Source organism: Guptibacillus sedimenti (genome assembly GCF_028610665.1).
In the GTDB taxonomy this organism is placed as follows: Bacteria; Bacillota; Bacilli; order Bacillales; family Guptibacillaceae; genus Guptibacillus; species Guptibacillus sedimenti.
Genome location: NZ_JAQQWV010000002.1, coordinates 518,145 through 529,928, shown reverse-complemented (window position 1 = coordinate 529,928; position 11,784 = coordinate 518,145). Strand labels below are relative to the sequence as shown.

General features: G+C 41.2%; 11 protein-coding genes. 4 read left to right on the top strand and 7 right to left on the bottom strand.

Annotated elements, in window-relative coordinates; translation table 11 throughout:
* Positions 1–9: 9 nt before the first annotated feature.
* Genes PQ578_RS11065 through PQ578_RS11055 form a run of 3 tightly spaced genes read left to right on the top strand, consistent with a single transcriptional unit; the run spans position 10 to position 3,668 of the window.
* Entirely contained in the window at positions 10–1,440 is a 1,431-nt protein-coding gene (locus tag PQ578_RS11065) for a spore germination protein (RefSeq protein WP_273834363.1), read from the top strand.
* The gene (locus PQ578_RS11060) at positions 1,441–2,529 is read left to right on the top strand and encodes a GerAB/ArcD/ProY family transporter (protein WP_273834362.1); all 1,089 of its coding nucleotides are present in this window, start codon (positions 1,441–1,443) and stop codon (positions 2,527–2,529) included. It abuts the gene before it with no gap.
* On the top strand, positions 2,526–3,668 hold the full coding sequence (locus PQ578_RS11055; RefSeq protein ID WP_273834361.1) for a Ger(x)C family spore germination protein: 1,143 nt from the start codon (positions 2,526–2,528) through the stop codon (positions 3,666–3,668). Before PQ578_RS11060 ends, PQ578_RS11055 begins: the two co-directional genes overlap by 4 nt.
* 62 nt (positions 3,669–3,730) lie before the next feature.
* Here the strand turns inward: PQ578_RS11055 and PQ578_RS11050 are convergent, their stop codons facing one another.
* Positions 3,731–5,242: a DHA2 family efflux MFS transporter permease subunit gene (locus tag PQ578_RS11050; protein WP_273834359.1), complete on the bottom strand. Its 1,512-nt coding sequence runs from the start codon at positions 5,240–5,242 to the stop codon at positions 3,731–3,733.
* 214 nt (positions 5,243–5,456) lie between these two features.
* On the opposite strand from PQ578_RS11050, the gene PQ578_RS11045 reads away from it, so the two are divergent.
* Positions 5,457–6,320, top strand: coding sequence for a TetR/AcrR family transcriptional regulator (locus tag PQ578_RS11045; RefSeq protein WP_273834357.1), 864 nt, complete (start codon positions 5,457–5,459; stop codon positions 6,318–6,320).
* Positions 6,321–6,340: 20 nt separating this feature from the next.
* Here the strand turns inward: PQ578_RS11045 and PQ578_RS11040 are convergent, their stop codons facing one another.
* From PQ578_RS11040 to PQ578_RS11015, 6 genes are all read right to left on the bottom strand, one after another.
* Positions 6,341–6,796: an SRPBCC family protein gene (locus tag PQ578_RS11040; RefSeq protein ID WP_273834356.1), complete on the bottom strand. Its 456-nt coding sequence runs from the start codon at positions 6,794–6,796 to the stop codon at positions 6,341–6,343.
* On the bottom strand, positions 6,793–7,134 hold the full coding sequence (locus tag PQ578_RS11035; protein ID WP_273834354.1) for a MerR family transcriptional regulator: 342 nt from the start codon (positions 7,132–7,134) through the stop codon (positions 6,793–6,795). The genes PQ578_RS11040 and PQ578_RS11035 overlap by 4 nt, the downstream gene beginning before the upstream one ends.
* A gap of 136 nt (positions 7,135–7,270) precedes the next feature.
* Positions 7,271–9,640, bottom strand: coding sequence for an immune inhibitor A domain-containing protein (locus tag PQ578_RS11030; RefSeq protein WP_420541557.1), 2,370 nt, complete (start codon positions 9,638–9,640; stop codon positions 7,271–7,273).
* A gap of 316 nt (positions 9,641–9,956) precedes the next feature.
* Positions 9,957–10,322: a hypothetical protein gene (locus PQ578_RS11025; protein WP_273834352.1), complete on the bottom strand. Its 366-nt coding sequence runs from the start codon at positions 10,320–10,322 to the stop codon at positions 9,957–9,959.
* 210 nt (positions 10,323–10,532) lie between these two features.
* Positions 10,533–10,823, bottom strand: a complete 291-nt coding sequence (locus PQ578_RS11020) for a hypothetical protein (RefSeq protein WP_273834351.1) — start codon at positions 10,821–10,823, stop codon at positions 10,533–10,535.
* Between the two features lie 72 nt (positions 10,824–10,895).
* Positions 10,896–11,777, bottom strand: a complete 882-nt coding sequence (locus PQ578_RS11015; protein ID WP_273834350.1) for a TetR/AcrR family transcriptional regulator — start codon at positions 11,775–11,777, stop codon at positions 10,896–10,898.
* Positions 11,778–11,784: the final 7 nt, after the last annotated feature.

Here is an 11,784-nt window from a genome sequence, read left to right as displayed (position 1 = left end):
GATGTTGATATGAAAAGAAGACGATTCGGACGTTCTTCACCTACGTTACTAGAGGAACAAATTAAGCTTGAGTTCCATAACAGTGAAGACTTAAAACAGAAAACGATTCAACTCGACGGTCTCACACTAACACTGTTGTATCTAGATGATATTTCTGATCGCATGGTTATTCAAAAAACCATCCTTAGTCCGCTACTAAAGATTTCAAGTGAAGACACGAAGATTAGCCCAACCGATATTCCTGACCTCATTCCAATGGCAGCGGTGAATAATATTAACGATCACAGTACGATTTCGAGACACCTGATGGATGGATGCACAGTCCTTATTGCACGGGATACTACTGAGGATCACGTTTACTCTGTAAAAACGACGTATTCCGTCAAGAGATCACCGGATGAACCGGTGAATGAACCGACGATTAGTGGGCCACGAGATGGGTTTATCGAATGCATTCAGGATAATAAAGCATTATTGCGAGCTCATTTAAAAACGAGCGACCTTTTATTTGAACAGCATCTTGTTGGGAAAGATGTAGTAACGTCGATTTCAATCACATACTTACAGGGAAAAGCGAGCGAGACATTAATTAACGAAGTGAGAGAGCGAATCACTCAAATTGAGGTAGATTATATTACAGATGCAGGAGTGCTTGAGCAGCTAATTGAACGCAATCCTCTCTCTGTTTTTCCTGAGTTAGCCTCGACTCAGCATCCAACGAAAGTAGCGAATGCGCTACTTGAAGGGCGCGTAGCTCTAATGACAGATGGCTCTCCCACGGTATTAATTGCACCCACAACACTGAACATGCTTCTGCAAACACCTGACGACTATTACTTTAAATGGATTCCAGCCTCTCTCATTCGGTTATTGAGCTATTTCACCGCCCTGATCTCAGTTCTCTTGCCTGCGGCTTATATTTCACTCATTTCGTTTCACCATGGACTTATTCCAACAAGTCTTGCGGTTTCTCTCTCAAAGACGAGGGAAGGCGTTCCGTTCCCTTCCGTGATTGAGGCCTTTATTATGGAACTTACCATTGAAATTCTACGTGAGGCTGGGGTACGACTCCCCAAACCGATTGGTTCAACAGTAAGCATCGTCGGGGCCATTGTTATCGGCGAAACTGCCGTAAGCTCAGGAATTGTTAGCCCTATGATGGTCATGGTGATTTCATTTACAGCGATCTGTTCTTTTGCTATACCAAATTACCAGCTAAGTCTTGCGCTCAGAACGATTCGCTTTTTCTTCTTATTTTCTGCATCCATTCTTGGCGTCTATGGCATGCTAATCGCGATCTTTATTGTCACGACACATCTTATTAAACTTAGAAGCTTTTCGAGCCCTTATATGGAGCCATTTGCGCCCATTCATTTCAGACAATGGAAAGACTCCTTTATACGGCTCTATTACCGTGTGGGAAAAAGGACGGGGATTTAATTGCAAACCAACCAGCACTCTCTTCCCATCATTATCTTTTTTATTTCAACTATCATTGGTGTTGGAATCGTCACGTTACCGCGTGAAACTGCTACGATTGTTGGACAGCCCAATATGTGGATTAGTGTGATTCTTGGTGGGATCGTCGCCTTCATTAACGCGCTATTTATCTTTATGTTAATGAAGAAATATCCGTTGAAAACCGTTTTTGATATCGCGCCAGAATTAGTAGGAAAATGGATTGGAAAGCTGCTCAATCTGATTTTCGTTTGCTACACGATTGCGATTTCCGCCTACATCATTCGAACAATGGCTGAAATTGTGAATTATTACTTACTTGATAAAACACCCAAATTCGTTGTTTTACTTGTTCTTGTACTCTCTTGTATGTATCTCGTGTCAACAGGGCTTTCAAACATCCTGCTCTTTTTACAACTGTACTTTCCACTTATTTTGTTAATGTTTCTCCTCTTAACCTTACTTAGCATTAAAAATATTGAACCGACTCACTTACGACCGATCCTATATATGGATGGAATTGACCTGCTAAAAGGAGTCAATTCCACCTTTTTCTCGTTCGTAGGATATGAGCTTCTGATGGTGCTATCAGGACAATATCGCCTTACACGCTGGAAACCAGTTGTCTTTATTCTAGGCATCAGCATCGGCAGCGTATGCTTTATTTACGTCCTGTTCTTCATACTAAACATTGGTGTTCTCAGTATTGAAGAGTTAAAGGTGATCACATTCCCAACGATCGAAATGGCGAAAGCGATCGAATTCCAGGGGTTTTTCTTTGAAAGATTTGAGCTTCTCTTTTTATTTGGATGGATTATCACGATCTTCACCACCCTAACTGCATACTATTATTCTGCGATGCTTGGCGTTTGTAAAACCGTTAACTGTAAAAAATCGCTACTAATGAATGCCATCATCGGGTTGCTCATTCTCATGCTTTCGCTGCTACCATCAGGCATTACAGAGCTGTTTTCATATGGCACCTATTTAAACTATTTATCATATGCTTCTTTAATCGCTATTCCTCTATTGTTATTCCTCTTTACATTCAGAAAGGGGGCGATGAAGTGAAGAAGGGCTTGCTTATTTTCTTTTCTCTTCAACTTCTCTTCCTTACTGCGTGCTGGGATAGCAATGAAATAGAGGATTTGGGCATGATCATGGGAATTGGACTCGATTACAACGAATCAGAGGAAGACGTCTTTTCCATGACTAACCAGTACGTTGTTCCAAACAATATCGAAGGGACACAGTTCGGAAGTTCAGGAGGAACTCCTTATCAGAACATCACATTAAACGGAAGCAACTTCTTCCAAATCATCCGTGAAAACTCCCTTGAAACGGATCGTCCGCCAAACTATACGCACTTAAAATCCATGGTTCTGACGGAAAGACTTTTAAAAGAAGAGCCTTTAAAGCAGCTAATTAGTTTCTTCCTACGAGACCATGAATTTAGGAGAACTGTGGCTATATTTATTACGAAAGAATCCGCATCTGATATTCTTGCGATTGAACCGACGAAAGAAATGTTTCCTGCTGTTCAGTTGAAAGAACTGACACAAAACCATGATCGAAGTTTATTTGTTCAAGATACGCTTAAATTTGGAGAAGTGTCTAAAAAAATTACTGAAGGCGCAAGCTTCGTTATCCCAGAAGTTGGTATCAATAAAGGACGTATTCGACTGCTTGGTGCTGGTATCATTTCCGATAAATCTGAGCAAATCGTCGGTTGGCTCACTCCTGAAGAAATTGCCGGTTTAAAATGGATCACAAATGAAGTGAGCGGTGGGTTAGTAGCGATTAAAGAGAAAAATTCTGAGGCGGATCAAGCTGTGCTTGAGATTATGAAAGCAAGCACCTCCATCGAACCCGTGTTAAAAGATGGACAGCTGACCATTCAGCTAAAAGTAAAAAGCTCTCTGAGACTTGCAGAAGACTGGGAAATCAAGCGAGATGTTTTTCAAGAAGGCTGGGAAGATGAGCTAAAAAAACAAGGCGAAAAAGTCGTTAAAAAACAGATGGAACACGTCATCTCCATCGCCCAGGAGCAAAAGCTCGATTACCTTGAGTTTGGTACGTGGACAAGCATTAAACAGCCTGCCTATTGGCAAAAGCATCATAAAGATTGGAATCGTATTTTTGCTCAATTGCCAGTAATGATTGATGTCGATTTCACTTTAACTGGCTATGGTACACAGGATATAAACTAATATTTCGAAAAAGAATAAATTAAAAAGGATGAAACCATTTCGGCTTCATCCTTTTAGTTATACTATGCGTTTGTTACAAGATCAACAGGCTTCGACTCTGGTACAATCGGCTTCTTTACTTCTTCTTCACGTCCAGCCCGCTTAATGAAGAAAGCAAGCACAAACGCTAAACCTGCGATAAAGGTAGCGATAAAGAACGCGAAGTTAATACCTTCAAGCATCGCCTGCATCATAATTTGCTGTTGAAGTGTAGCCGGATCAACCCCACCCGCTACCGCTTCCTTCGCAAGATCAGTTGCAGCAGACTCTGTTCGGTTAGACATAATCGTTACGAGAAGCGCTGTTCCAATCGCCCCTGCTACCTGGTTTAACGTATTGTTCATTGCGGTACCGTGCGGATAAAAACGAGCTGGCAGTTGATTTAACCCGTTCGTTGATACCGGCATCATCACCATCGACATCCCGAACATGCGTACAGCATGAAGAATCATAATGTAGTTATACGTTGTCTCCATCGACAGTGTACTGAACAGGTACGTCGTAACAACCGTAATCGCAAGACCAGTTGTTGCAAGAATACGCCCACCAATTTTATCAAATAAACGACCCGTAATCGGTGACATAAAGGCCATCACGAGTGCTCCTGGCAGCATCATTAAACCGGCATCAAGCGGTGAAATGCCTCGAATCGTTTGTACGTAGATCGGAAGCAACAGCATTCCTGAAAACATTGCCATATTCACTACCATCGTAATGGAAGAAGAAAGAGCGAACATTGGATATTTAAAGATCGTAAAGTTTAGCATCGGTCGCTCTTGCTTCGACTGTCGAATAATGAAGGTTGTCAGTGAGATAACCCCGAGCCCGATCGTTAAATACACTTGTGGACTATCCCATCCTTTATTCCCTGCAGAACTAAAGCCGTAAAGAATACCACCAAACCCCGCGCTTGATAAAATAAGTGAAAACAAATCGAGTCGAATGTTTACCTTTTCTTTCTTATCTTTTAATAAGAAAAACCCAAGCAAGAAGATTGAAATCGCAATTGGCGTTACAAAGTGGAACAGCATTCTCCAATCGTAATGTTCGATAATCCACCCAGATAGCGTTGGACCAATCGCTGGCGCAGCCATTAGAATGAGTCCGAAAACACCCATCGCCGCTCCCCTTTTTTCAATCGGAAAGCTAATAAGCATCACGTTCATTAAGAGCGGCATCATAATGGCCGATCCTGAAGCCTGTAACATTCTCCCTCCAAGTAGGACAGGGAAAATCTCCGCCATTCCGGCAATCACAGTACCAAGCGTAAATAGCCCGATCGCCACAAGAAAGAGTCGGCGTACCGAATATTTTTCAATTAAAAAGGCCGTAGCTGGAATCATAATTCCGTTCACAAGCATAAATCCTGTCGTAAGCCACTGAACCGTTGCGGTTTCAATTTGTAAATCCGCCATAATCGACGGTAGTGCAATATTAAGCAGCGTATTATTTAGAAACGCGATAAACGCGCCAACAATCAAAATCGCAAGAATACCGTACTTTGGACGAGGCGTCTCTTTACCTGATTGACTCATCTTTATACCCCCATATACCTTTAGTTCAATTATTTATACCATCGGTTCAAATCTCTCATATCATATACCATGAGTTCAACTTTTGCAATCATTATTTCTTCCCAATTTAAAAGGATTTGTTTCAATTATAAAAGTAAGGTATGATCAGGTTTATACCGGCAGTATAAAAGTAATGATATTGACTTAAGACTATAACGAAGCAAAAGGTGATACGATGAACGATCGCAAACAGCACGTTATTAAGATGGCGCATCAGCTTTTCATAGAAAGAGGCTTTCAGTCTACTTCCATCCAGGACATTTTAGAGTATAGCGGTATTTCAAAAGGAACGTTTTACAACTACTTTTCTTCTAAAAACGAACTGTTAATCGCGCTGTTTAAAGCACTTTATGAATCGATGGAGCGAAAGCGGGATGAACTGCTTATCGGTCAGGATCCATCAGACCTTACGATTTTCAAGAAACAAATTGAACTGCAAATGAATACAAATAAAAGAAACAAGCTCATTACCCTGTTTGAAGAAGTGTTTGTTTCAAACGATGAAGACTTAAAACATTTCCTACGTGAGGGTCAGAAACGAATGCTTCGATGGGTTTACAACCGGTTTCTTGAGCTATTTGGCGAAGAAAAACAACCGTACTTATTGGATGGGGCGATCATGTTTTTGGGGATACTTCACCATAATGTCAAGTATTATTCAATCGCAAATGGAGCAAGTGCAGATATTTATCCAGTCGTGGAATACAGCGTGGATCGGATGGTTACGATCGTGGAAGATGCTTCAATGGCAAACCAACAACTAAACAAGCCAGAGCAGATGGACGACTGGTTTCCCGAGGGTAACCAATTGTTTCACTCTAACCTCGTTAGTACCATTCGTTTATTAAAAGCTAATCTATCAGAATCAAATAATGAAGCAATTGAACGATTAGATTTTGTAAAGGACGAGCTTCTCCATTCCAAGAAATCCCGTAAGTTTCTCATCGAGAGCGTTCTTTGTTCGCTCAGAGATGATCCGAAACTTGACCAAAAAACTGTTAAACACCTTGATGAATTAGTTGGCAACTATTTTAAGTAAAAAAAATGAGGGCTTCACATTTAAGCCCTCTTCTTTGCTTCGCTTTCCACTCGGTCCATAAACTCTTGCACAACGTTCATTTGATCCTTCGGTCGACTTAACTTCAGCATGGCTCTACCTACAAAATTCACTCCTTTATTTTGTCCTTCATAAATGAATTTCGTTTGGTTTTCACCCAACTTTTGGAGTGTAAAGCCAAGCGTGATTTCAAACGCCTTTCCTAAAACAAAGCAAATGCGCTTCACTTTAAGCGTTTCGTGATCTTCGTATGCAAGCGTCTCAACCGTGTACGTTTCCAGTCTTTTTCCTTCACGATATGTTTGACGATGCTTAGCCCCTACTTCATGCTCTTCTTTTTCAATTAACACATGCTCTTCAACTTTAGGCATAATCGCTTTAATATGCTCGTCTTTAAATAAGTCCCAAACCGTTTCGATCGGTGCTTCGATTACCTTTTCTTCCTGCCACTGTATCATTCGTCATCCCTCCCTGATCTAAGAAACTCATCAATCTCTGTTACCTGAAGGTGAAGGTCATTGATCTTATTTTCGATGTTCGCTTTTTTAAAACGCAACAGATCTTCTAAATGAGCAAATGACTCATCTTCCATCACAGCTTTCATTTCTTGTATTGTGAATCCAAAGCGCCGTAGCTTCCCTAATAAAAGCGCTAGGAAATAACTACCATCATCATAATAGCGATACTTATTAATTGGATCCATATAGGCTGGATCTAACAAATTTACTTCTGCATAATAGCGAAGCGTTTCCTTACTCAAACCCGTTAATGCAGCAAACTCACCGATTTTGTACATCATTACCTCCTTCCTTCATCTTAAACGATGGGGTGCACCACTCGGTCAACCTTACGTTACTACTTTCTTCAAAAAAAGTCAGTCGTGTGAAACAAAAAAAGGAACGCTCCTAATTAGCGTTCCCTTTTTGCTTATCTTATTTTTTTGAAATCGATACGCGCCCAACAGAACGATCCGTTGCTTCACCAGTTACTTTAAATTGAAGGCCATATTCAGGAACATTTCTTCCCGCATCCGGTACCGCTTCATTCAAATAGCTTTCATTATCGTTAAAGAACTTAACGAATTGATTTTTCTTATCCGTCATTGTGCGCCCATTAATATTACTGTAATCAATGAACATTTTTTCATCTTTACGGAGACTGAACGCTGCATCATGGATTTGATAACGCGTTTGCGCTACAGTTCCATCACTCCAGTAGAGTTCATGCTGATCCGCATCGACTACGCCAAGGAAACCTTCCCCAGGATGGAAACCAGTCCAGTTATCGGAATACTTATTATCAGCATACCAAACCACAAGACCTGGATCGTATGACATGATACTGTCGCCACGACTAATGTGACCTAGTCCTTCATCAACACCTTCATGGTTTCTCCACTCAAGCAGGTAATAATGCTCGGAAACTTTTAGCCCTGTATTCTTTGTAAAACCAGCTAACTCAACTTTCGGCTCGCCTTCTGCATCATCAAAGAAAATTTCTTCGCCATCCGCCGTTACGCGAACATCATCCACATAAAAACCAGGGTTAATTGCCGCACCATCCGTCCAGTAATTGATTTTCACCTGAACGTCTTTACCAGCATAGGCACTTAAATCAAATGACGCATCAACCCATCCGTCTGATTTACCCGTAATGCCATCTCCCGGATTACTATCATGCGGGTTCGTTTGAGTTGTAATGTTACCAGGGATTGTATTCCAATCCTCCCCATCTTCACTCACTTGAATCGAACCATAATCCCAGTCTTCTTCAATGTCATACCATGTTTTGAATGTTAGCTCTGCAGAAGCAGCATTTGAGAGATCGACATTCATCACAGCTGAATTGTCTAAATCATTGGCACTTCCACTGAAATATTCGTATTCACCACTAAATGGTTCGTTAATGACCGTTTCTTTATCTGGCAAGTTTATACGAAGCGCATCAAGGTTAGTCCCTTTTGTATTCGCCTGATCAAGATAAACTTCTAAACCTTTTTTATCAATGTCCTCTAAATCTACTTCGTCATACTTCAACCAGTTTCCATCTTGAGAAGCTTGTAGAAACTCCTTCGACCATGCACTAAAGCCAGTTGGTTCTGTTCCTGGGATCTTACCTGCCCAGCTACCGCTAGCCATAATCGACCAGTAAGATACGGCTTCTCCTTCACCTGAATACTGCGTATCGTACTCATCAGGTAATCCTAAATCGTGACCATATTCGTGCGCAAATACTCCGGCAGCACCGTCAGCAGGCTCGATTGTGTAGTCGTAGGCATACATTGAGCCTTCACCCCAGTAATCGACTTCTGGTTCTGGAGATCCTTCAATTGGGAAAATTCCTCCAAGATTCCAACGGTGAGACCAGATTGCGTCAGGTCCAAGTTGACCTCCGCCCGCTTCTTCCCCAACAGCCGAGTGAACAACCATTAAGTGGTCAACCAAACCGTCCGGCTCACGGAAGTCTCCGTCTCCATCCAGATCATAGCGATCTTCCTGATCATAGTCTTCAAGATTCACAGTTGGATCTTGAGCAGCTGCCGTAAGAGCTTCCTTCACAAGTCCACGTGCGTTCTTATCACTATCTTCAACAGTAGGATAGTTACCACCGTATTCAGCTGCATTTTTTGAAGCCATGTACCAACCAGCAACCTTACCATTGACCGTATAAGCCCCATCTGTTTGCTCTTCATAGAATTGCTTCATGGATACGAGATTTTCACCATTCGGCCCCTCATATCCGTCTTCACCGAAAATCATATCTTGATAATGTTCTTTCACATAATCCTCATAGTACATATCCGACTCTTCTGGCTGGATGCTGTTATGAGGAAAGTCTGGGAATTCAACAAGAAGAACAAGGACGTTATCAGAGCGAACGTCTCCGTCATATTCTTCCTCAACGACTGGGGCAAGATTTTTACCACCGTTACTATAGTTCCCCTTCGCTTTATCTTTGTTGCCATTCTTTAATTTTTCTTTAATATCAGCTTCAACTTCAAGCTTTTCATCTTCTAACTCACCGCTAGAATCCTTTTCTTGAAGCGATTCTGATTTCTTTTTCAGAAAACTTTCTAATGCTTGTTCGGCATCCTCTGCTGAGGCATTCTTTGAGATTTTACCGGACTCTTTCAGCATCTCAATCAATTTCTCTTCATTTGCAATGGCGAGATCAAATGGTCCTTCCTTATGTACCGATTCTTTCTTCACTTCTTGCTTTACTGGAGTTGTGTCAGCTTGGACCGCTGCGCTTGCGCTAGGTGTTGAAAATGCACTTAGCGTTAACGCGGCGATCATCGCCATCGACAATACGTTTTTCCCCTTCAATTTCTCATTCCCCCTAAAAATGTTTTTTACAATAACTTTACAATGATCTCACTATATCCCTTTATCTGAAAAATTTGAATGATTCAAAAGTCACAATCTTCGGCAATCGCCGCTAAAATAAACGTATTTTACTAGAAAAATGACAATCACCAACCAAAAGTCATAGTTCTAAAGTATCGAATCATGTCACTAATATTATTTTTTCGCGATAACGCTTCGACACATTAAATTCAAAAAAACAAGGCTCAACGAAAATCGCTGCGCCTTGTTTTTTGTTTATTATGCGGGTATATTAATTGTTTTCTCTATGAAGATCTTTCTGAATTTCCTTTTTCAAATCCTCGATATATTTCTCACTTGATTTATCATTGATTTCTGCAGATTTGGCTTTTTTCTTCAAATACTCTTCTAACACCTCTTGAATTTCTGCAGCACTGGCATTCTCTGGGATCTCGCCTGATTCCTTCAGCATTTCAATGATTTTCTCATCATTTGCGATCATATCAATCTGTGCAGATAAAGGGGTCTCTGCGTCTGTCTCTACACTCGTTTGCTCGGAATTTTGACTTGATGAGTTAGCGCCCTTCTCTTCCAAACTTCCACAACCTGCTAGTAAAGCGGCAACCAATAGAACGAACAAGATTTTCTCACGTTTCATGGAGTCTTTCTCCTTCCATTGATACGACCTTTCTTTACTAGACGAGATCATTCTTATAAAAGTTACAAAGGGGTCAGGCACGAGCCTGACCCCTCTAAATGACCCCTCTACAACCAAAAACCCACCAATTGACGCTTTGGTGGGTTTCTCATAAGTATTTAACGTTTGTAGATAAAGGATAGAAACTTAAAGAAATCCCTCACTATCCAATCACCATTCCACGACAATAAATGTTAATGGCAATAACAGAACAACCGCATTTACAGCAATTCCGGCTACAGCTAGTTTTCTTTTCGATAAGCGATAGGCGATCACTCCAAGAACAATGCCGACCGCGCAGATAAGTATAGGGAAAAAGATCGGAAAGATTTCGATCGTTGTAAGTTCAATGGCTCCAGAAAGGAAGCTTCCAGCTATAATAGCCGCAAGAAAGCCTGCCGCTATCGATACAATTGAAATAAATGTGCTACTTCCATTAATTGATGTAGGTGTTTTCGTCATCCTGTTTCTCTCCTTTGGTGTAACGCGTCTCTCTATTAACTAGTTACCCGAAACCAATTGGAGATAATCTATCTAATGTTCCGATCCAGGCAAGAGCTGCATTTCTAATATTTGTGCTTTCTCATTTAGTTCGTCATCCGCTTTCAACAACTGAAACAGGCCTCTCATCACAATTTCATCAGGATTTGATTTCCTGGATTCTTCAGAAATACGATCGGTCACTTCAAGATAGTAGTGCGACTGATCGAGCTGATGAATGCTTTCATAAAGACTTTTCCATGCGTTTTCTCTTTTTTCAAATGAGGTAAACGCTCCTTCGCGATCCATTCCAACAGAGAACGGGCGCATCATCTCATCATCGAGAAGAGGATTACTTTTTCCAGCGAGATAATCTTTTGCTAGTATATCAATCTGCCTGACAATATGTTTACCAAGTTGATCAGGGGCAAGTTCATTTTCAGAAGAAATCATTAAGCCGGTATATGACGTGTAGATTGATTGCGTCATCCACATTAAATCCCATTTATACGGTTCAATCTCATCTCCATATAACTCGACTAAATTTCTCTCTAACCAGCTAAACAAGCGTCCTCTCATGCGATGGCCCATTCCTTCTAGCTTCTCACTACTTTGGGCCGACTCTCCCCGCATGTGCATTTTCATGTATGCTTTGTATTCTAATATACCTTCAAATTGAACTTGAAACTGTTTCGCGAACCGTTCATATGGGGGCAGGTTCCCATCTAACCCCACGACAAAAGCCCGTTCAAATACAAGCTGTTGGTAATGTTCATAAATCGAAATGATTAAATCTTCTTTTGACGGAAAAAATGTATAAAGCGATCCCTTAGACACACCTACGCTATCCGCAATTTGCTGCATCGACGTGTGGGTGTAGCCTTTCTCTGCGATCAATTCAACAGCCGCCTCTAATATTGCCTTTCGTTTATCCATATCGTTC